Genomic DNA, 21,046 nt, shown 5'->3' with positions numbered 1-21,046 from the left:
CATCATTGACACATGTCTGAAGAAACCACGGTCATTTTCCTCCCCGACTCGCAGCCCGATTTGCCCGCGGATCGGTTTTTAGACCGCGAGCTAAGTTGGCTAGATTTCAATAGACGAGTTTTAGAGATGGCTGAGGATTCCAGCATCCCACTCCTAGAACGAGTTCACTTTTTGTCTATATTTGCGTCCAACCTAGACGAATTCTTTATGGTTCGCGTGGCTTCTCTAAAGAGAAGAATCGCCACCGGGATAGCCGTTCAATCCGCCTCCGGGTTGAGCCCGCAAGGGGTTCTGAATCAAATCTCAGAGGCCACCAAGGAGCTTCAAACCAGGCACGCTAACTTATTTGCCAACCAAATTGGACCGGAACTTACCCAACACGGTATCCAAATTGTGCACTGGTCCACACTGACCGATGGCGAAAAAAAGGACCTGCACGAATACTTCAGCTCCCAGGTTTTCCCAGTGCTCACTCCACTCGCCGTTGACCCGGCACACCCGTTTCCTTATATTTCGGGTTTGTCCCTCAACCTTGCGGTGGTGTTAAAAAACCCAAATAACTCTAAGGAGCACTTCGCCCGCGTAAAGGTACCCCCACTCCTGCCGAGGTTTGTCTCGGTGCCGGGTTCCGTGGCTCAGCGTTTTGTTCCCCTGGAAGATGTGATGGGTGAATTTTTATCCGAGCTCTTCCCCGGCATGGAGGTACTTGAGCACCACATATTTCGCGTCACCAGAAACGAAGACCTCGAGGTAGATGAGGACGAGGGTGAAAACCTTTTGGTCCAGCTCGAAAAAGAGCTCTTGCGCCGCCGCTTTGGCCCTCCGGTTCGTCTCGAGGTAGCCGAGGATATTGATCAGAAGGTGCTGAGCTTATTGCAGCGCGAGCTGGGTATTCAAGAAGGTGAGGTCCTGCACCTGCCAGAGCCGCTTGACCTCAGGGCATTGAGTGCCTTCGCCTTTTTGTCTCGTCCCGAATTGCTTTTCGAACCCCATGCCATCACCACTAATCGCCATTTAGAAGCGGATGAGGATGAGGCGGCTGACATCTTTGCAGCCCTTCGCGAACGTGAGGTCTTGGTTCATCACCCTTATGAGTCATTTGCAACTAGCGTTCAGGCATTCTTAGAGCAAGCGGCTGCCGACCCTCAGGTCCTTGCGATCAAGCAAACCCTCTACCGAACCAGCGGCGACTCACCAATTGTCGATGCTCTAATTGACGCCGCCGAAGCGGGCAAGCAGGTGCTGGCCCTGGTTGAGATTAAGGCCCGTTTTGATGAGCAAAATAACATCGGTTGGGCCAGAAAGCTTGAGGCCGCCGGGGTTCACGTGGTTTACGGAATCGTAGGCCTAAAGACGCACTGCAAGTTGTCGCTGGTGATTCGACAAGAAGGTAAGACGCTCAAGCGCTATTGCCACATTGGCACCGGAAACTACAATCCAAAAACTGCGCGTTATTACGAAGACCTCGGGCTATTGACCGCACGCCCGGGCGTGGGAGAAGACCTCTCCAAATTATTCAACCAGCTCTCGGGCTATGGCGCCGACACCGATTACCAAACCATGTTGATCTCCCCGGTGGGTGTTCGCGAGGGCCTCACCAGCCGAATTCACCGGGAAATTGAGCACCAACGAGCCGGAAGACCCGCGGAGATTAAATTCAAAATGAACTCCCTGGTGGATGAGCAGATTATCGATGAGCTCTACCGCGCTTCGATGGCTGGTGTGAAGGTAGATATCTTGGTTCGGGGAATGTGCGCCCTAAAACCGGGTGTCAAGGGACTCAGCGAGAGCGTCTCGGTTCACTCAGTGCTTGGTCGCTACTTGGAGCACTCCCGAATCTTTTCTTTTGAAAATGGCGGTGACCGCGATGTCTTCATCGGCAGCGCGGACATGATGCACCGAAACCTCGATCGCAGAGTCGAGACTCTGGTAAAAATTGTGCAGGATGATCAACTTCTTCGACTTCGAGAGCTATTTGATTTAGGCATGGGTGGTGAGGTTGCACACTGGAAACTAGAATCTTCCGGGCAATGGCTAAGACAAACCAAATCAAAAGATGGTGAACCACTAAAAGATATGCAAAACGAGATTATGGCCAGAACATTATTGAAAAAACGCAGCGTATGACCGTTTATGCGGCGGGAGTGGTTCTCTGGAAGCCTGGCGAAACAGACCTAGAGATAGCAGTGGTCTACCGTGAAAAATATGACGACTGGGCCTTTGCCAAAGGCAAGCAGGATCCCGGAGAGTTGCTTCCAGAAACTGCGGTGCGTGAGGTCGAAGAAGAGACCGGGATCAAGATCAGACTCGGTCGAAAACTAGCGGTAGTTAACTACCCGCTCTCAACCGGTCAAGATAAAGAGGTGCACTACTGGGTTTCCAAGGTGCCCCAAAAGGCTCTAAACAAATCTAAATTTTCACCGAATGACGAAATTGCAGAAGTTCGCTGGCTGCCAGCTCAGAAGGCCCTCGAGCAACTCAGCTATCAGCACGATAAAGACCTGCTGGAAAAAGTAATTGCACTCAAAGCGGCGAACGAACTTGAGACTCGGGGTTTGATAGTGCTTCGGCATGCAATAGCAACCCCCCGGGCGGATTGGACCGGTGAGGAAGTCAAGCGGCCCTTATTACGAGAAGGCTCCGCTCAGGCCAAGCGGTTGGTTCCGCTTTTATCTGCCTATGGCCCCAAGCGGGTAGTTTCGAGCCCTTGGAAACGCTGTCGCGACACCGTGATGCCTTTTGTTGATTCAAGAAAAAGAGTGCTGGTGGAGCGCTCCCAACTATCCGAATATGGCAGTGCGAAAAACCCCAAGTCCACCTCGAACGTAATCGAAGACCTATTTGCAGATTCCAAGAACGCTCTAGTTTGCACTCATCGCCCAGCCTTGCCGCACGTCTTAAAAGCCATTTCCGACCACGCCGTCGGTTCTCTCAAACAGCAAATCGAAGCGGCCAAGACCTTGCAGCCAGCCGACTTCATCGTGTTGCGGCTCTCACTCGATAAAAAGCCCCGTGTCCTCTCCACCGAATACGTCTCGCTGGAGTCTGGGCTATCGAGATAGTTCACTCGTTATTAACCTTCTGGTTGACTCGAGTTGGTTCTCACTGATTAGTTTTTCTTCTGCCAGCTAAATAAAAGAAGAGGTAATCGATGCTAAAGAAAATTTCAGTTTTTGCAGTTTTTGCGGTCGGAGCACTAGTGCTTTCAGGCTGCGCTGCTAACGAAGACACTCCCGCCCAAACTCAGAACCCGGACTCAACCGCTGCAGCAATGCTGGAGGGAACCCTGAACGGTTCAGGCGCCTCCTCTATGGCCGCCGGGATGAATGCCTGGATCGCGGCTTTTCAGATTGAAAACCCGGGCGTAACGGTGAACTACGACCCAACCGGGTCGGGTACCGGTCGTGCCCAGTTCCAATCCGGTGCAACCTTCTTCACAGGTAGCGACAGCTACTTCAAAGAAGAAGAACTGGCTGGTGAGTTTCCTTCCTGCGAGCCCGGCACCGTGGCATGGGAGTTCCCAGTTTGGATTTCCCCCATTGCGGTCATCTTCAACCTTGATGGCATAAGCAATCTGAATCTCGATGGTGCGACTGTTGCAGGAATTTTCTCAGGTCAGATCACAATGTGGAATGATCAGGCAATCCAGGCCTCAAACCCAGGAGTATCGCTTCCAGAACTTGCCATCACTGCGGTACACCGCTCGGATGAGTCGGGCACCTCGAAAAACTTCACCGATTACCTTTTTGCAGTGGCTCCCGATGTTTGGAGTGTCGGAGCAATCGAGGCTTGGCCGAGTGAGTTCGGCGGCGAAGGAGCTCAGGGCACCTCGGGAGTTGTTTCAGCAGTGTCGGGCGGAAATGGGACCATTGGCTACGCCGACGCCTCGCGCGCAGGCGAACTGGGCATCGTGGCGATCAAAGTTGGCGATGAGTTCGTCGGTTACTCAGCCGAAGCAGCAGCCGCTGTTGTGGACGCATCACCCCTAGTTGAAGGACGTGCAGATTACGACCTCGCGGTGAAGATTGACCGCAACACCACCGCTGCCGGTGTCTACCCAATCGTTCTAGTTTCATACCTAATGGGCTGCAATGACTACGTGGATAACGACATGGCAATCCTTGCAAAGGCCTGGGCGACGTTCTTGATTTCAGAAGAGGGTCAGAATAAGGCCGCGGCGTCAGCTGGAAACGCACCCATTTCGCAGTCACTTCGTGAGCGTGCTCAAGCGATTGTGGATCTAATCAAGTAAGCAAACAATTGGTAAACAGAACCCGGTTCGAGCCTTCGAACCGGGTTCTGTTCATTATGTTTATAAGAGCTAAGCGAAAGACCTTTTACTAATGACTCAACTAAAGCCAAGCCAGGCCAATAAGCCCGTGCGCAGAATGGGCGATATAGTCTTTTCGAACGCCGCCCTGGCAGCCGGTGTGAGCATCTTGGCTACCCTCGCGCTGGTCGCCGCTTTCCTAGTGGCCCAGTCGGTGCCGGCTTTTACCGGAGCAGATATTCCCGCCGCAGAAGGCGGCTTTTTTGTATATGTTGCACCCTTTGTGTTCGGAACTGTTTTCGCCTCCACAATTGCACTATTGATCGCTACACCGTTAGCGATTGGCATCGCTCTTTACATCTCTCACTTTGCCAATCGCAGATTCGCTCAAACCTTGGGTTACGCAATTGACCTATTGGCAGCAATCCCCTCGGTGGTCTATGGCCTCTGGGGGATTTTAGTTTTGGCACCGTTTCTCACCCCGAGCTTTATTTGGCTAAACGATAATTTGGGCTGGATACCCTTTTTTGCAGGCCAAGTTTCGGCCACCGGTCGCACCATGCTCACGGTCGGTATAGTGCTGGCGATCATGGTACTGCCGATCATGGCAGCGCTTATTCGAGAGGTATTTCTGCAGACTCCAAGACTTCACGAGGAGGCGGCGCTCGCCTTGGGGGCAACTCGCTGGGAAATGATAAAGATGGCCGTATTGCCATTTGGCAGGCCCGGCATTATTTCAGCAGCGATGTTGGGGCTAGGCCGAGCTCTGGGGGAAACCATGGCGGTGGCCATGGTGCTCTCCCCATCGGCGATTGTGAGTTTTGCGGTCTTAACTTCTTCAAACCCGAACACCATTGCAGCAAACATTGCACTCCAGTTCCCTGAAGCTGGCGGCAATTATGTGAACCTTTTGGTTGCAACCGGCCTGATGCTTTTTGCCATCACAATGGTGGTCAACATGTTTGCACGCTGGGTTATCAACTCCCGCAAAGAATTCTCGGGGGCCAACTAGTGACCACACTTTCAGTCAAATCGAGCCTCCAGGGCACCAAGGATCTTCCCGGATTCGTTAGCTCGCTGATTTTTCTGTTGTGCTTTTTAGCCTCTTTCACATTCTCAGCAGTCCGGGCCGATGGGGTAGACGGTGAAATCAATCTGTTGGCTGTTGCGCTAATCGGCCTGGTCCTTTTCGCCTTGGCCCTATACCTGGTGTCTTATTCGGTTGAGGGTAGGCGTAAAGCAAAAGACCGCTTCGTTACGGTTATGGTTTCATCGGCTTTTGGAATTGCGGTGGTTCCGCTTGTTTCCCTGGCTTATACGGTGATCTCCAAAGGTGCAGCACGCTTTGACATCGACTTTTTCACAATGTCGATGCGCAATGTTGTTGGAGAAGGTGGCGGTGCGCTTCACGCCATTGTCGGGACCTTGGAAATAACCGGTTTGGCAACTTTATTCTCGGTGCCGCTTGGCATCATGGCCGCCATTTACCTCATCGAATATGGTCGGGGCCGCTTGGCCAAAGCTGTCACTTTTTTTGTTGATGTGATGACCGGGGTGCCGTCAATTGTTGCTGGGCTGTTCGCCTACGCCCTCTTTGTAATCTTTTTTGGACCCGGGGTTCGAATGGGTCTGGGTGGCGCGATTGCGTTGAGCGTGTTGATGACTCCGGTTGTTATTCGAGCAACTGAAGAGATGCTAAAGATTGTTCCAAATGAACTTCGCGAGGCCGCCTACGCACTGGGTGTGCCAAAGTGGCTCACGATTTTGAAGGTCGTTCTGCCCACCGCACTTGCTGGCATCGCCACCGGCATCATGATCGCAATCGCCCGCGTGATCGGTGAGACCGCTCCGCTTTTGTTGATTGCCGGATTCACCGCATCGATGAACTACAACCCCTTCGATGAGCGTATGGCAACTCTGCCAGTTTTCGTGTTCACCTCTTATGCCAACCAGGGTGTTGACACCCAGGCCTATCTAGACCGCGCTTGGGCCGGTGCGCTTACGCTGATGCTAATTGTCATGCTGCTGAATCTGGCGGCTCGCCTAGTCTCTAAATTCTTTGCCCCGAAGGGATAAATAACCAATGTCAAAAAGAATCGAACTGAAAGATATCAACGTCTACTACTCCAGCTTTCTGGCGGTTGCAGATGTGAACATGGTGATTCAGCCGCGCGCCATCACCGCCTTTATCGGCCCGTCTGGTTGCGGTAAGTCCACTTTGATAAGGACCCTGAACCGAATGCACGAGGTCATTCCCGGTGCTCGGGTTGAAGGCCAGCTTTTGATGGATGGTGAGGATGTCTATGGCCCGGGAGTAGACCCGGTGCGAGTCAGAAGACAGGTTGGCATGGTCTTTCAGCGCCCGAACCCTTTCCCAACCATGTCGATTCGAGACAACGTTTTATCGGGCTATAAGCTCAACAACTCTAAAATGACCAAGAGTGAAGCCGAAGAGCTGACGGAGAAATCTCTGGTTGGTGCAAATCTTTGGAATGAGGTGAAGGACCGACTCGATAAGCCAGGATCTGGTCTATCAGGTGGTCAGCAGCAACGACTTTGCATCGCAAGAGCAATCGCGGTGGAGCCGGTTGTAATTTTGATGGATGAGCCAACTAGCGCCCTGGACCCGATCTCAACGGCCGCAATTGAAGACCTGGCTGTTGAACTAAAAGAGCGTTTCACGGTTGTAATTGTGACTCACAATATGCAACAAGCATCAAGAATCTCCGACATGACAGCATTTTTCAATATTGCAGGCACTGGAATGCCCGGCAAGCTGATTGAATATGATCGCACGGACAAAATCTTTTCAAACCCTTCTGAGCAGCAAACGGAGGATTATGTTTCTGGCCGATTTGGTTAGAGACTAGAGATAAACCAAACGGGCTGGAGCAGAAATGATTGAGCAGGTAACCGCAGATCTTCCCGAGCTCAAGGGTAAATCAGGAAAGCTCGCCAAAGTACTGGTTACTGGCGCCACCGGATATATCGGCGGCCGACTGATCCGAGAACTTCTGGCTCACGGTTATCAGGTGAGAGTCCTAGTCCGCAACGCCCAAAAGCTGCAGGATTACCCGTGGAAAGACCAGGTCGAGGTTATCGAGGGAGATGCAGCGGACCCCGAAAAGATTTCCTTGGCGCTGAAAAACATCGATTTGGCTTATTACCTTCTGCACGCCCTGATGATCGAAAAGAACTTTGAAGCAAAAGAAGCTGAGCTTGCCGAGTTCTTTGGTAAAGCCGCCAAAGCCAACAACGTCAAAAGAATCGTTTATCTGGGCGGCATGATCTCCAACGATGACCAACTCTCTGCGCACATGTCCTCCAGGGCGAAAACTGGCGAAATTCTTCGCAACTCGGGAGTGCCCACCATTGAACTTAGGGCTGGAGTTGTAATCGGTTCTGGGTCAGCATCATTTGAGATGCTTCGGCACCTGACCGAGCGACTGCCCTTCATGGTGACGCCAAAGTGGCTTCTCAATAAGATTCAGCCCATCGCGATTAGAGACGTTCTGCGCTACCTGGTTGGCTCTGCGACTTTGGACCCGAAAATCAATCGGGATTTTGATATTGGAGGGCCCGAGGTCTTCACATATCTCGAGATGATGCAGCAGTATGCCGCTGTTGCAGGGCTCTCGAGAAGAATTATTATTCCTCTTCCAGTACTAACTCCGAAACTGGCCTCTGGTTGGATCGGTTTGGTTACCCCGGTCCCAGTGACATTGGCTAAGCGGCTCGTGGCATCCCTGAAACACGATGTAGTGGCCAGGGACAACGATATTCGAGAGCTAATTCCACCCGCAGAATCCGGGCTAACTGATTTCAAGACTTCGGTGTCGCTGGCCCTTACTCGGGTGAAAGACCTGGATGTTGAGACTCGCTGGAGCAATGCCTCGGTGCCGGGAACCCCATCCGAACCCCTACCGACCGACCCAGCCTGGGCCGGAGGCTCGCTCTATGTTGATAAAAGGCAGTACCACTCCACTGACCCAATCGACGTTGTTTGGGCAAGGGTTGAATCAATTGGTGGCGTGAACGGCTACTCGACTGCGACCTGGGCTTGGGAGTTTCGGGGTCTAATGGACCGCATGATTGGTGGGGTTGGTCTGAGGCGCGGAAGAAGGGACCCGAATACCCTAATGGAAGGTGAAGCACTCGATTTTTGGAGGGTGGAAGAGCTTCAACGGCCCCACCTTCTAAGGTTGCGTGCCGAGATGAAGCTACCCGGTTTGGCCTGGCTGGAATTTCGACTCTACGAGCAACCCAACAACGAGACTCTGCTGGTGCAGCAGGCTTATTATCACCCACAGGGGCTTTTTGGTCATGCCTACTGGTGGAGCGTCTCGTTCATGCACGGCTTCGTTTTTCCCTCCATGGCCAAAAAGGTAGCGGGGCCAAGTGCCACCAAAGTGATTGAGTCAGATGCTCAGAAGGTCAGCGCTAGCTAAACTTCTCGGATGACTAAAACACGCCTGGCGGCATTTGCACTTCTAGGTGTCGGGTTTGCATGGGGCGCCTCCTTTGTCTTAATGAAAGACGCAATTGCTCAGCAACCATATTTGGATTTTTTGGCCGTCAGATTTTCTATTGCCGCGATGGTAATGATTGCAATCAGGCCTAAATTGGCTCTAAATTTCCAGGCGGGAGACATCAAATACGGCCTAGCAATCGGCGTGGTTCTGGCGTTCGGATTCATTACCCAAACTATTGGTCTTGATCTAACGTCCGCATCAACCAGCGGCTTTCTCACCGGTCTCTACGTAATCCTGACTCCGATTCTGGCTTGGCTATTTCTCAAGCAAAAAATAAACCTTCGGGTTGGATTGGGAGCGATTCTTGCACTAATCGGAATTGGGGTTCTTTCCGGAGCGGCCAATGACGTCGAGTTTCAAACCGGTCAGCTTTGGTTGATTGGTTGCGCGTTTTTATACGCCATCCATATTCTGCTTTTGAGTAAGCATGGCAAGGGGCGTGATTCGTATCGCTTCACGATGCTGCAACTGACGGCCGTGGCAATCATCTGCTGGGGCTTCGCGCTTGCCGACGGCTATCAAGGGCCACCAAACGCCGGAGTGTGGTTCGCGGTGCTTTTCACGGCGATCTTTTCCTCGGTGCTAGCGTTTTGGGTGCAGACCTGGGCCCAAGGGTTTTTAGACCCGGCCCGAGTGGCGCTTTTGATAACAAGTGAGGTGGTCTTCAGCGCCGTGATTGCGGTTGTGGTGGGGCAAGAAGTTGCCACCTGGGCAATGCTGATTGGCGGTTCTTTACTGCTGACCGCAATGCTAATAGTCGAATGGCCAAGTAAAAAGAATCAGATATTGCTAGAGCCCAAGCTCCACGAGTAGTTTTTCTAGCTCTTTATTCGATGCCAGCTCCTGCGGCGAGCGAGTCATCGAAATTGGGAGCCTGCGACGCAGCAGATCTTCTCTTACCCGCACGTCCTCGTGATTGGCAACGTGTCGAATCTCGGCTTCGGTGACCCCGATGCCTGGGATTATCTCGGTGACTGATTTTCCGACAATGATTTCGAAGGCCTTAGCACCTTGCCTGCGCCATAAACCCTCCGCAATACGAGTCGCTGCGGCCGAGTCTTTAACCTGTGCACTTATCACCGCGAAGAATTCTTGTTTTCGAGCCTGGTCACCCTCGCCGAACCAGCGGCCGGGATTATGTGCGTGCAGGCCGAGTTTGCGAATCTCGGCAATAGTCTCCTGCCCGATGTTGAGGCAGTCGGTGAGCTTGCCCCCCAAAATCGTAACGACGTTTTGATTTCGATCGATTTCAAGAATGTGTTTTCTTGATAATTGATGCCAATCGGTGACCGCCTCATCGGATTTAGATTCAACAACCAGTGGCCTGACACCGCAGCGTTCTGATATAACTTGGTCGTAACTGATTGGAACTTCTAGCTCGAGCTGGGCGTTTATCTGACGAATCACAAAATCGCGATCCTCCTGAGTCACCTCAGTTTCTGGCGAATCCACCCTGGTGTCAGTGGTGCCAACCATTGAGCGATCCCCCATCGGCAGAACGTAAAACAAGCGCTCCTGCTCGTCCCAGAAAGCCAATACCTGATCATCTTTGGCTATTCTGCGATTCAGAATTAGGTGGATACCTTTTGAAAAAACTAGCGAAGCCTTGGTCTTAGATCCCAGCAACTCGGAAACGTTGCCGGAAAAAGGCCCGGCTGAATTCACCACCGCTTTGGCTGTGACGTTTTCTGGCTTCTCTCCGCTGATAAGCGAGAGTTGCCATTGACCACCCACGAATTCGGCACCTTTGAGCTCGGTGTAGTTCCTTGCAGAAGCACCCTTGGCCTTGGCGTTACGAATAAAATCGTAAACAAATCGAGAATCGTTGTCGGGTAACTGCGCATCAAAATACTTCACCGCCTTGCGGCCTTTGATCAAGTTGGGCTCGAGCTCTTTCGCTCTTTTTGCAGAGTAGCTCCGCGGTGATTGGGTGCCGAAGAGGCCAATGCCCCAGTAAAACAAAGTTCCAAAAGTGCCAAGCACCCGCCCAAAGGGAGCCGTCGGTCCGATGGAGGCCAAAAAGCCAATCTCTTTTATCTGGTTCGGGTAGCTTCGCATAAGTCGATTTCTCGCCAAGGAAAGCTTGAACACCAGCCAGAATTCGTAGCTTTGGAGATACTTAATGCCTCCCCAAACCAGATTGCTGGATTCTTGAGAGGTGAATCCGGCGAAATCGCCCTTATCAATTAGAAGCACCTTGAGGCCCGATGCGCTCAGCGCAGCGGCGGCCACCGCACCGTTGATGCCGGCTCCGATAATCGCAACGTCAAAATCACTGCTATCTTCGATTTTGCGTGAATTTGTTTCTTTTTGCACACTCACAACAAAATCATAAGCCAGCTAAATGGGTATGGTGGAATATATGGCTGATTTAGGGAGGAAATTGATGACGATTTTGTCTATCGACGCTGGCACCACAGGAGTCACCGCTCTAGTGGTTTCTGAATCGGGAGAGATTCTTGCCCGCGGCTACTGCGAATTCGAGCAGCACTTTCCAAAACCCGGCTGGGTTGAACACGAACCCGAGGAAATTTGGCAGGCAACTTTAAAGGCCTGCGGGAAGGCTTTGGCTCAAGGCCATGGGGCGCCTAGCTGCATCGGCATCACCAATCAGCGCGAAACGGCGGTGGTTTGGAATCGAAAGACCCTCAAGAGCCCGACCCGTGCGATTGTTTGGCAGGACCGACGGACTTCGGATATGAATTCCGAACTCCAAAAACTCAATCGCGGCGATTGGATTAGAAAGCGCACCGGACTCAACATTGATCCCTATTTCACATCCAGCAAGTTTTTGTGGTGGAAAAGGAATCTTCCGAAGGTTTGGGAGAAGGTTGTGTCTGGCGAACTTGCACTGGGGACAGTAGATAGCTACCTTGCAGCTCGCATCTCAAACGGAGAGCTGCATATAACCGATGCTTCGAATGCCTCCAGGACCCAGCTCATGGCACTTGAGACTTGCGAATGGGATCCAAAACTTTTGGAAGTGTTTGGTGTACCGCTTGAGGCACTGCCCAAAATCGTCTCGAGCTGGGGGCAGCTGGGGTTCTCCGAGCCCAGCGCTTTTCTGGGCTTGCGGTTACCAATCACGGGCATCGCAGGCGATCAGCAAGCCGCTCTATTTGGCCAAACCGGTTTTCAGAAGGGCGACTCGAAGGCCACCTATGGCACCGGGGCATTTATTCTCTCCAACACCGGGAGCGAAATTTTCCACAGCACCCACGGGCTAATTTCAACAGTTGCCTGGCTTTCCTCGAAGGGCGAAAAAACCTATGCACTAGAAGGGTCGGTGTTTGTCGCAGGGGCCGCAGTTCAGTGGCTTAGGGATGGTCTCAAGATTATTGCGGACGCGGCCGGAGTCGAAGAGCTAGCCAAATCGGTTTCCGGCAGTCAAGGGATTTATTTTGTCCCAGCACTAACCGGTCTGGGGGCTCCTTTTTGGAATGCGGATATCCGAGGCAGCCTGATGGGAATCACCCGTGGCACAACAGACGCCAACATCGCTTATGCCACGCTCGAGGCAATTGCGTTTCAGATCAACTCAGTAGTAACCGCGATGGCGCTTGACTCCGGCCATCCAATTCAGTCCCTCTGGGTTGATGGTGGAGCGGCGGCAAATGATCTGTTACTGCAGATTCAGGCAGACGTGCTGAAGTCCGAGGTTGTGCGAGCAGAAAAGCTCGAATCGACCGGTCTGGGGGCTGCCCTAATGGCCGGGCTGGGGATGGGGATCTGGAAATCGCTTAGGGAACTCAAAAACCTGAACCCCCCAAAGACTAAATTTAAGCCCAAAACCGACCGGCAACAGGACTTTGAAAATTGGGAGCGAGCTGTTTTAGCCACCTCGAGCTTTAGCCAAAACTAAGATTAAGGCATGTTTGATGCCGAGAGCAAAATAGCCGCCCAGGCGCTCAGCGCTGGCTACTCAGCCGATGAGGTTATTCACAACATCGACTTGAACTTTAAGGCCGGCTCTGTCACTGCAATTATTGGCGCCAATGGCGCCGGCAAGAGCTCGCTGCTCAAGGCCTTGGCACGCAAGATCAAATCAAGCTCCGGGGCCGTTTTATTAGATGGCCTAGCAATAACTTCGCTAACCAAGGGTCAGCTTGAAAATAAGGTCGGGCTGCTTGGCACAATCCCCGTAGCCAAAAGAACCGAAACGGTTTTCGATTTGGTTGCCAGATCTGCGATGGCTGCCAATGGCATTTCTCGAGTCTCGCCAAGACTCAAACAAGAGATTGATTTGCTTTTGGAGAGAACGGGCTTGAGCGAAAAGGCAGATCAGAAGATAGGCGAACTCTCCAGTGGGTTTCGCCAGGTGGCCGTTATTGCGGCGGCCCTGGTCAAGAACCCAGAGGTCTTGTTGCTTGATGAGCCTACCAATTCACTGGATTACAGCCACCAGTTGCAGGTAATCAACCTTTTGTCTTCCTTGAAGCGCGAGCGCTCCATGACGATCATCGCCGTGATTCACGATCTGAACTTGGCAGCTCGCTTTGCCGACACGGTGGTGATTCTAAAAGACGGACACGTGATTGCCCAGGGTGAGCCCAAGGAGGTCATCACTCCTAATAACCTTGCGAGAGCATTCAATATTTTGGCCCGGGTGCTCGAAGATCCAATTGGCAAAACCCAACTGGTGATTCCTATTCGCCAGCTTGGTTAGCTAGCGAATCCTTCCAACCTCGGGCATAATAAGAAAAGTTCGCTCAATGAAGGCGCGGTTGCAATGCAGCACCACATGGTTTGCGCCTATTAGTGAATAAGGGCAAGGACTGGGCCCATTTACAAATCGGTCAAAGTTCGGTTGTGAAATCAATGCGTATCTTGCTAATTGGGGCAGGTGGTGTTGGCGATGCTATCGTCAAGATTGCCGCTAATCGTAATTTCTTTGAAAAAATAGTGGTCGCGGACTACGACCTGAATCGCGCCCAAAAAAGCGTGGACTGGGTAAAAACAAATCATAAATCTGAGGTGGCGCAGCTTTTTGAGGCGACTCAAATTGATGCATCCAAACCCGAAAATGTTGCTGCGAAAATAACCGAGTATGCCATCACCCACGTCATGAATGCGGTTGAGCCAAAATTCGTGCAGAGCGTTTTCCAAGGTGCTATCGATGCCAAGGCCAACTACATGGACATGGCAATGAGCCTCAGCCATGCTCATAAAACAGATCCCTTCAACCAACCTGGTGAAAAGCTCGGTGATTGGCAATATGACAAAGCCAAAGAGTTTGAAGCAATTGGCAAACTCGCGCTGATTGGAACTGGGGCAGAACCGGGCATTTCGAACATATTTGCCCGCTATGCCGCGGACCACTTATTCTCTGAGGTGGATGAGATTTCAATCATCGACGGTGGCAACCTGGTTGTCACAAACGATGCTGGGGAGGAAATATTTGCCCCTTCATTCTCAATCTGGACTGTCATTGAAGAGTGCTTGAACCCGCCATTGATTTGGGAAAAAGACAAGGGCTGGTATACCACCGAACCATTTAGCGAGCCGGGATTCTTTGAGTTCCCAGGTGGAATTGGCCCGGTTGAGTGTGTGAACGTGGAGCACGAGGAGGTCAACATGCTTCCGCGCACGATGGATGCCAAAAAAGTTACTTTTAAATACGGCCTGGGTGAAGAATTCATCGGAATTCTAAAGACCCTGCACAATCTCGGCCTTGATGGCATTTCACCAGTTGCCGTGCGCACCCAAGACGGCAAGGCCATGGTTGCCCCTCGCGATCTTGTGGCAGCCGTGCTTCCGGACCCAGCCTCACTGGCTGACCGGATGACCGGTAAGACTTGTGCGGGAACCTTGGTCACCGGTAAGGGGCTAGCGGGTGAGGACAAGGCCAGCTACCTGTATCACGTGGCCGATACCGAATGGACCAATGCCAACTACCAGTCCCAAGCTGTGGTTTGGCAGACCGCGATGGTGCCTGTTATCGCTCTTGAGTTATTGGCGACCGGAGTCTGGGACGGCCAGGGCGTCATGGGTCCAGAAGAATTCGACGCTAAGCCATTTTTAGACCTGCTGGCGGGAGATTACGGTCAGCACTGGGGCATCGACGACAGGGACCCAAAAAACCCGGCCTTGATTCGCTAGTAATTTGCTTCCCCCGCTGAATGTTTTGTCAGCGGGGGAACACATTCAGCGTTTTTGCAGTTCTAGAACATAGATTTATAGAAGATATCAAGGGAGTAGTTCATGAAGAAGACAAGCCGCTGGATTCCCGCCGCTTTAGCACCGGCCATCATCGCTCTTGGAGTGGTTGCGATACCGATGCAAGCCAACGCCATTGACCTTCCAGACGTCACCCCGCAGGAGCTAATGCTTCTGATGGAATCCAACATGGAGTCGAACTCCACATTGGAGTTTTCGGGCACAGTTCTCAAGACAACCGACCTCGGCCTCCCGGCTCTCGATTTCAGCTCCATGATGAATGAAGAAATGGTTGCGAAGATGGAAGAGAAGATGCCACCCGAAATGGCAGACTTCGTTCCACAAATTATTGAGTCAAACACTTTGACTCAGGCTCTTGAGCTAATCGCCGGAACCCACAAGATGCGGGTTTACGTAGGTGGAGAAGATCAGCTTAGGGTCCAGATTCTTGACCCAATGTCGCAGCGCGATTTGATCCTAAATGGCAAAGAGCTTTGGATTTATGACGCCAAGACCGCAACCGCGATGAATACCCAATTTGACTACGAAGTAGATCAGGCCGCGAGTGTGGAACTTGAAGGGAAACTTTCCGAGCTGGAAGCACAAGTCAACGACTATGCAGCCTCCATCGCGCTAGACATTAGCTCCCCGGCAGCAGTGGCCGACTACATCATGGCTCAGGTAACCGAGGCGACCACCGTCACAGTTGGTACCGACAAAATGGTTGCTGGTCGCGGGGCATATGAACTGATCATTGAGCCAAAGGCTCAGGAGTCATTGGTTTCCAAGGCTGTCATCTCTATTGATGCTGAAAACGGCATGCCGCTCAAGGCAGAGGTCTTCTCGAAGGAGCAGGACGCGGTTGCCATCTCAGTGGGCTTTGAATCAATCAGCTTCGCTTCGGTGGATGACTCCCTGTTCGATTTCACCCCACCGTCAGGAACCACTATCGAGGATTTGGTAGTACCAGAGCTTCCCAAGATGGAGAACCCAGTAACCGAAGCCGACCTAAATGATTTGAAGGCCCAGCTTGAGGCAGAGTATGCCAATAACCCACAGCCAAAAATCATCGGTGAGGACTGGACCAGTGTTATTTATCTTCCGGCCATGCCACAGGATGTCCCAATGGAGCTGATGGGCACTGAGCTCTTCGGCGACATGTTTGAAACCGTCCCGGGTGGCAAAGTGTTCTCCACTCCATTGCTAAATGTTTTGATCTTGGATTCCGGTGAGGTTTATGCCGGGGCGGTAACAGTTGATTACCTAGTTTCCGTTTCTCAAAACTAATTCGTGATCGATGAAAATCAGCTAGCAATTTCGACCAAGTCGCTAGTAAAGCAGTTCGGCTCTCAACAAGCGGTTGCAGGTATTGATTTATCCGTGCCGCTTGGATCGGTGTTTGGTTTCCTAGGCCCTAACGGGTCTGGGAAAACCACCACAATCCGAATGCTTTTAGGGCTCGCCGATGCTTCTAGCGGTGAAATTGAGGTATTGGGTAATCCGATTCCAGCCAAACTCCAACAAACACTTCCGATGGTGGGTGCGCTGGTCGAAGGGCCAGCCTTTTACCCATACATGTCCGGCCGTAACAACCTGATTCGCATCGACTCTGCCGATAAATTCTCTGACCCAAAAACTAGAAAAGCACGAGTTGAGGCAGCTCTTGAGCGGGTGGGCCTGACCAATGCTTCCAAGAAGAAGGTCCACGCCTATTCACTTGGTATGAAACAGCGTCTAGGGCTCGCCAATGCCCTACTAAAACCACGCAAGATGCTTATTCTGGACGAGCCAACCAATGGCCTAGATCCACAGGGCACCAGAGAAGTTAGAAACCTAATTCGGTCCCTAGCAAAAGAGGGCATCACAATTTTTGTTTCGAGCCACCTTTTGAGCGAAATTGAGCAACTTTGCGACCACCTGGCGGTTATGACCGCTGGGAAGATTGTGGCTCAAGGAAGCATCGAAGAACTTCGCAGCAAGACTCAAACTCGATTAGTTCTAAAAACCGACAGGCTCGATGACGCTGTCGCCATGCTAAAAAACGAAGGCATCTCGAAACTCTCGCTCAAAGCCGACCAGATCATCGCTCCGGTGGAAACCAATTTCGATGTTGCAAAGCTGAACCAGAAACTCGTCAAAGCCAAATTTATGGTGACTGAAATTCGCCTAGAACAGCCAAGTCTCGAAGAGCTATTTGTAAATCTAACCGGAGAGGGGTTTGAAGTTGTTCGCTAAAGCCCTAGGTCTATCGCTAATGCGCTCGGAGTTACGAGTCATGTTTACTCGTCGCCGCACCTGGGCAATGTTGGCCGCAGTCGCACTAATACCCATTCTTTTGGCGATTGCCGTAGCTCTTACCAGCGAGCAACTGGCTCCAGGTGAAGGCCCGCCGTTTCTAGATCGAGTGACTCAAAACGGTCTATTCACCGGCTTTACCGCAACTCTTTTGGCTCTGCCATTGTTTTTGCCACTCACTGTTGCAGTGGTGGCGGGTGACACTATCGCCGGTGAAGCCAGTCTTGGCACCTTGAGATACCTCTTGATTGCGCCAGTTGGGCGCTTGCGCCTTTTAGTGGTCAAGTATCTTGGCACCGTAGTTTTTGCCATAGCCGCCACCTTCACCTTGATGATTGCCGGGGCAATTATCGGAAGCATTCTGTTTCCGGTGGGACCGGTGACGCTTTTATCAGGAGACGTGATTAGTCTTAGTGAATCAATCTGGCGCATGGCTCTGGTCGCCATCTACACCGCGATGTCGATGACCGGAATTTTGGCCATCGGCTTGTTTATCTCGACTCTGACAACCGTTCCAGTGGGAGCCATGGCGGCGACTGTGGTGCTCACCGGAGTAAGCCAGATTCTAGACAACCTGCCTCAGGTGTCATGGTTGCACGAGTGGCTATTCACCCACTACTGGTTGGATTTTGCAGACCTTTTGCGCCAACCAATTGAGCTCGGTTCATTTGCCTCGAACGGTCTACTGCAACTTGGATACATTGCAGTTTTTGGTGCCTTGGCTTACTCAAGATTCACCACAAAGGACATCCTCAGCTAATCCACTGTTACACTTCTAAGCTGCAGGGGCCTCTAGCTCAGTTGGTTAGAGCAACGGACTTTTAATCCGTGGGTCGTCGGTTCGAATCCGACGGGGCCTACTCTTAATTTTCAAACCGAACCCTTCAGACGGACCGAAGAATACCTGACTGCCGTATTCGAAGCCTAATTACAGCCCAGCAGAAATAATCTTGCGGGCAATCCTGTCAAAAGCTGCCTTCCGAGCTTCCTAAGGTTCTCGGGAAGCGCTACCTTTGTGCTCGTGTTGGCCTTTGGGTGAGCGAAACTAACAGAAGACTAATAGGCGTCTATAAGGCCGATGGTGGGCTTTTGGGCGAAGTGTCGTATTTGGTTGGGCACCTTATTGGCACGAGGGAGTGCAGCCTATGTGACATCACCCACTCTCCCCTAAGGAAAAAAGCTGAGTTCAAGGAATTTGAAAAGAGGCTGCAAGCGGGCTTAGGCGTTGGATTTCGCCTTTTACACATGAACGAGCGCAGCGACAAGGAGCTTGCCGCTTCTTTAGGTCAAGAGCCATGTGTTCTGCTGGAAAATGCAGACGGCTCGATTGAGCTGTTTCTAGATTCTGAGGAACTAAAAACGGCGACCGGCCAGGTTGCCGCCTTCGAGGTGCTGGTTAGATCCAAGCTGGGAATGCTTTTGTAAGTTACCTAGCCGGGTGAGGCCAGAGCCCCAACAGTTCTTCTCAAAGGCTGATTGCCTAGCTAATTTTTTCTTAGAACCCTCTCGAGAACCCACCAGACAAAAATAATTCAAAACGCAAATTTGAAACCGCAAGAAGAATTGATTTGTTGGAGGGTGTCGATTATGTCCCTTCTAAAAGCACCGTTTGACATAGCTTAAATGACTACAAGGTGCAGAAGATTTCCCACCTTGCATTCTCATGAGCCACTCAGGAATCCTGGTAGCTGGCAAGTATTTTCGGTCAGGCCTGGAAAAAAAGACCACAAACAATCCAAAGCGAAATTGGCGCGGTAACGATATTTAGCGGGTGCATGTCAAAATTGAGGCATGCGCGTTCTAATAGTTGATGACGAGGTCCGTCTTGCAGACGGAATAAAGCGCGGACTCGAAGCCGAGGGCTTTGCCGTTGATGTTGCCAGCAACGGGATAGACGGCCTTTGGTATGCCACTGAAAACACCTACGACGTGATTCTCTTGGATGTCATGATGCCTGGCATGAATGGTTATGTGGTTTGCAAGACCTTGCGTGAGCAAGAGAACTGGACCCCGGTGATGATGCTCACCGCTAAAGACGGTGAGTGGGACCAGGTTGACGGTCTCGAAATTGGTGCCGATGACTATGTTGTGAAACCAGTGCATTTTGCGGTGCTGGTGGCGCGCATCCGAGCTCTTGCGAGAAGAGGAGCCAATAAGCGCCCAACCGTGCTGAGCTTTGGGGACTTGCGAATTGACCCGGCTAGCCGGATCGTAAAGCGGGAGGGTGTTGAAATTTCACTCACCGCCAGAGAATTCTCAGTCCTGGCCTATCTCGCCCGAAACGTCGGGGTGGTTGTCTCAAAGACCCAAGTTCTGCAAGGGGTTTGGGATGAAGATTTTGATGGTGATCCGAACATCGTGGAGGTCTACATAGGTCACCTTAGGAACAAAATTGATCGTCCATTTGGCAAAAACGCCATCGTCACGCTGCGTGGAGCCGGCTATCGACTTGAGGTGACCGGTGGCTGATAGGTCGCTGAGGCGAAAGCCAAGCATTCGATTAAGAATTGCGGCTGCCAGCGCGCTCATCATTCTTCTTGCGCTAGCTATGGGATCAGCTGGATTCGTCTCTCTTTTAAACAGCAGACTTATTGCAGCCCAAGGACTTGCCACCCAACAACAGGCTGAAACAATAGCCGAGCAATTCGCAAATTCCGGAAACATTTCTCCTCCCAAGCTCGATGATGGCGAGGTACAGGTGTTTCGAGCCGGTGTGTTGATTGCTTCAAGCGACTACGAATCCGCCGTTGACGCCCTGCCGCTGCCGATTGGAGCTCCGAGTGCCGCTGCGCTCGAGGGCCAATGGAACGGCGAACAAGCGATGATCGCAACCGTCGAAATCGATATCGATGGCGTCTCCCACGTAGTGGTCGTGGCTCAGGATATCCAAGACGTGGTGCTGCTCGAGGGTGCAGTTGGCACGCTACTGATTATTAGCGTGCCAATAGCTACCGCCCTGCTCGGGGTTTTAGTTTGGCTTGTCGTGGGCAGAGCGCTTAGCCCAGTTGAGAGAATCCGCTCAGAAGTTGAGGCCATCGAATCTAAAGACCTCACTCAAAGAGTTTCCCAGAGTAAATCCAACGACGAGATCTCAAGACTTGCGCGCACGATGAACCGAATGCTGGAGCGTCTAGATCTAGCCGGGCGCGAGCAGCGTCGCTTTATATCCGACGCTTCACACGAACTTCGCTCGCCGATTGCATCCCTAAGTCAAAACGCACAAGTCGCCCTGGCTCATCCGGAATCCACCAGCCTGCACAAACTAGCCGAATTGGTGGATGCCGAGTCGAGTCGACTTACCAAACTTGTCGAGGCGATGCTCGACCTTGCAAAAATCGATGAAAAGAAACTTCAACTTGAAGAATTAGACCTTGATGACATTGTTCTCGAAGAAGCAAAAAGACAAAGACTCATCGGCAACATAGTAATAGATAGCTCACGAGTAGAGGCAGTTCGAGTAATGGGTGACCGAATTCTACTCACCAGAGCGATAAGAAATCTTGCCGACAACGCTCGCCGCCACGCACACTCAAAGATTTCTTTCTCGTGTGTCACGTTTGAAAACGAAGCCTTGGTAAGAGTGGATGACGATGGCGTCGGAATTGATGAAAAAGACCGCACCCGGATCTTTGAAAGATTCACACGCCTAGACGAAGCTCGGACAATCGAGGCCGGTGGTGCTGGTCTGGGGCTCGCAATCGTAGCCGCTTCGGCCGCCGCTCACGGCGGCAGTGTCTCGGCAATGGATTCTCCGCTCGGCGGAGCTCGATTAGAGCTTCGCATGCGAAAATAA

18 protein-coding genes and 1 tRNA gene are annotated in these 21,046 nt (G+C 51.9%); 18 read left to right on the top strand and 1 reads right to left on the bottom strand.

Annotation, left to right across the window (positions count from 1 at the left end; translation table 11 throughout):
- The first annotated feature begins 12 nt into the window (after window positions 1-12).
- From BLP47_RS03655 to BLP47_RS03620, 8 genes are all read left to right on the top strand, one after another.
- Entirely contained in the window at window positions 13-2,127 is a 2,115-nt protein-coding gene (locus BLP47_RS03655) for an RNA degradosome polyphosphate kinase (RefSeq protein WP_091850475.1), read from the top strand.
- Window positions 2,124-3,062, top strand: coding sequence for an NUDIX hydrolase (locus BLP47_RS03650; RefSeq protein ID WP_091850474.1), 939 nt, complete (start codon window positions 2,124-2,126; stop codon window positions 3,060-3,062). The genes BLP47_RS03655 and BLP47_RS03650 overlap by 4 nt, the downstream gene beginning before the upstream one ends.
- Window positions 3,063-3,151: 89 nt before the next feature.
- The gene (gene pstS / locus BLP47_RS03645) at window positions 3,152-4,252 is read left to right on the top strand and encodes a phosphate ABC transporter substrate-binding protein PstS (RefSeq protein ID WP_091850472.1); all 1,101 of its coding nucleotides are present in this window, start codon (window positions 3,152-3,154) and stop codon (window positions 4,250-4,252) included.
- A 91-nt stretch (window positions 4,253-4,343) separates the two neighbouring features.
- A complete protein-coding gene (gene pstC / locus BLP47_RS03640; protein ID WP_091850470.1) occupies window positions 4,344-5,282 on the top strand; it encodes a phosphate ABC transporter permease subunit PstC in 939 nt (312 codons plus the stop codon).
- Window positions 5,282-6,346 carry a phosphate ABC transporter permease PstA gene (gene pstA, locus BLP47_RS03635; RefSeq protein WP_091850468.1) on the top strand — a complete coding sequence of 355 codons (1,065 nt, stop codon included), beginning with the start codon at window positions 5,282-5,284 and terminating at the stop codon, window positions 6,344-6,346. Before pstC ends, pstA begins: the two co-directional genes overlap by 1 nt.
- 7 nt (window positions 6,347-6,353) lie before the next feature.
- Window positions 6,354-7,133: a phosphate ABC transporter ATP-binding protein PstB gene (gene pstB, locus BLP47_RS03630; protein ID WP_091850466.1), complete on the top strand. Its 780-nt coding sequence runs from the start codon at window positions 6,354-6,356 to the stop codon at window positions 7,131-7,133.
- Between the two features lie 34 nt (window positions 7,134-7,167).
- Complete coding sequence (locus BLP47_RS03625) at window positions 7,168-8,718, top strand: SDR family oxidoreductase (RefSeq protein WP_091850464.1); 1,551 nt, start codon at window positions 7,168-7,170, stop codon at window positions 8,716-8,718.
- A 9-nt stretch (window positions 8,719-8,727) separates the two neighbouring features.
- On the top strand, window positions 8,728-9,615 hold the full coding sequence (locus tag BLP47_RS03620; protein ID WP_091850462.1) for a DMT family transporter: 888 nt from the start codon (window positions 8,728-8,730) through the stop codon (window positions 9,613-9,615).
- On the opposite strand, the gene BLP47_RS03615 is transcribed toward BLP47_RS03620, so the two are convergent.
- The gene (locus tag BLP47_RS03615; RefSeq protein WP_157671455.1) at window positions 9,592-11,124 is read right to left on the bottom strand and encodes a glycerol-3-phosphate dehydrogenase/oxidase; all 1,533 of its coding nucleotides are present in this window, start codon (window positions 11,122-11,124) and stop codon (window positions 9,592-9,594) included. The two genes, BLP47_RS03620 and BLP47_RS03615, sit on opposite strands and share 24 nt — an antisense overlap.
- Before the next feature lie 64 nt (window positions 11,125-11,188).
- Between BLP47_RS03615 and BLP47_RS03610 the strand changes: the two genes are divergently transcribed.
- From BLP47_RS03610 to BLP47_RS03565, 10 genes are all read left to right on the top strand, one after another.
- Entirely contained in the window at window positions 11,189-12,664 is a 1,476-nt protein-coding gene (locus BLP47_RS03610; protein ID WP_091850458.1) for a glycerol kinase GlpK, read from the top strand.
- A 9-nt stretch (window positions 12,665-12,673) separates the two neighbouring features.
- Window positions 12,674-13,468, top strand: a complete 795-nt coding sequence (locus BLP47_RS03605; RefSeq protein ID WP_091850456.1) for an ABC transporter ATP-binding protein — start codon at window positions 12,674-12,676, stop codon at window positions 13,466-13,468.
- A gap of 152 nt (window positions 13,469-13,620) precedes the next feature.
- On the top strand, window positions 13,621-14,901 hold the full coding sequence (locus BLP47_RS03600; protein WP_091850454.1) for a saccharopine dehydrogenase family protein: 1,281 nt from the start codon (window positions 13,621-13,623) through the stop codon (window positions 14,899-14,901).
- A 102-nt stretch (window positions 14,902-15,003) separates the two neighbouring features.
- Complete coding sequence (locus tag BLP47_RS03595; RefSeq protein ID WP_091850453.1) at window positions 15,004-16,245, top strand: hypothetical protein; 1,242 nt, start codon at window positions 15,004-15,006, stop codon at window positions 16,243-16,245.
- Window positions 16,246-16,248: 3 nt separating this feature from the next.
- On the top strand, window positions 16,249-17,193 hold the full coding sequence (locus BLP47_RS03590; protein ID WP_091850451.1) for an ABC transporter ATP-binding protein: 945 nt from the start codon (window positions 16,249-16,251) through the stop codon (window positions 17,191-17,193).
- Between the two features lie 19 nt (window positions 17,194-17,212).
- Window positions 17,213-18,013: an ABC transporter permease gene (locus tag BLP47_RS03585; RefSeq protein ID WP_091852885.1), complete on the top strand. Its 801-nt coding sequence runs from the start codon at window positions 17,213-17,215 to the stop codon at window positions 18,011-18,013.
- Window positions 18,014-18,039: 26 nt separating this feature from the next.
- Window positions 18,040-18,113 (top strand) — tRNA-Lys (locus BLP47_RS03580).
- Window positions 18,114-18,288: 175 nt separating this feature from the next.
- Window positions 18,289-18,678, top strand: a complete 390-nt coding sequence (locus BLP47_RS03575) for a hypothetical protein (protein ID WP_091850449.1) — start codon at window positions 18,289-18,291, stop codon at window positions 18,676-18,678.
- Window positions 18,679-19,044: 366 nt separating this feature from the next.
- Window positions 19,045-19,722: a response regulator transcription factor gene (locus BLP47_RS03570; protein ID WP_091850447.1), complete on the top strand. Its 678-nt coding sequence runs from the start codon at window positions 19,045-19,047 to the stop codon at window positions 19,720-19,722.
- A complete protein-coding gene (locus tag BLP47_RS03565; RefSeq protein ID WP_091850445.1) occupies window positions 19,715-21,046 on the top strand; it encodes a cell wall metabolism sensor histidine kinase WalK in 1,332 nt (443 codons plus the stop codon). The genes BLP47_RS03570 and BLP47_RS03565 overlap by 8 nt, the downstream gene beginning before the upstream one ends.

It is taken from the genome of Candidatus Aquiluna sp. UB-MaderosW2red (genome assembly GCF_900100865.1).
In the GTDB taxonomy this organism is placed as follows: Bacteria; Actinomycetota; Actinomycetes; order Actinomycetales; family Microbacteriaceae; genus Aquiluna.
Note: the sequence above shows the minus strand (reverse complement) of the source record. Positions and strands in the feature narration are given on the sequence as shown.

Coding starts and splice junctions, on each gene's coding strand:
- BLP47_RS03620 (WP_091850462.1), top strand. CDS start 8,728: ATGACTAAAACACGCCTGGCGGCATTTGCACTTCTAGGTGTCGGGTTT.
- BLP47_RS03625 (WP_091850464.1), top strand. CDS start 7,168: ATGATTGAGCAGGTAACCGCAGATCTTCCCGAGCTCAAGGGTAAATCA.
- BLP47_RS03650 (WP_091850474.1), top strand. CDS start 2,124: ATGACCGTTTATGCGGCGGGAGTGGTTCTCTGGAAGCCTGGCGAAACA.
- BLP47_RS03595 (WP_091850453.1), top strand. CDS start 15,004: ATGAAGAAGACAAGCCGCTGGATTCCCGCCGCTTTAGCACCGGCCATC.
- BLP47_RS03585 (WP_091852885.1), top strand. CDS start 17,213: ATGCGCTCGGAGTTACGAGTCATGTTTACTCGTCGCCGCACCTGGGCA.
- BLP47_RS03655 (WP_091850475.1), top strand. CDS start 13: ATGTCTGAAGAAACCACGGTCATTTTCCTCCCCGACTCGCAGCCCGAT.
- pstC (WP_091850470.1), top strand. CDS start 4,344: ATGACTCAACTAAAGCCAAGCCAGGCCAATAAGCCCGTGCGCAGAATG.
- pstS (WP_091850472.1), top strand. CDS start 3,152: ATGCTAAAGAAAATTTCAGTTTTTGCAGTTTTTGCGGTCGGAGCACTA.
- BLP47_RS03605 (WP_091850456.1), top strand. CDS start 12,674: ATGTTTGATGCCGAGAGCAAAATAGCCGCCCAGGCGCTCAGCGCTGGC.
- BLP47_RS03570 (WP_091850447.1), top strand. CDS start 19,045: ATGCGCGTTCTAATAGTTGATGACGAGGTCCGTCTTGCAGACGGAATA.
- BLP47_RS03610 (WP_091850458.1), top strand. CDS start 11,189: ATGACGATTTTGTCTATCGACGCTGGCACCACAGGAGTCACCGCTCTA.
- pstB (WP_091850466.1), top strand. CDS start 6,354: ATGTCAAAAAGAATCGAACTGAAAGATATCAACGTCTACTACTCCAGC.
- BLP47_RS03600 (WP_091850454.1), top strand. CDS start 13,621: ATGCGTATCTTGCTAATTGGGGCAGGTGGTGTTGGCGATGCTATCGTC.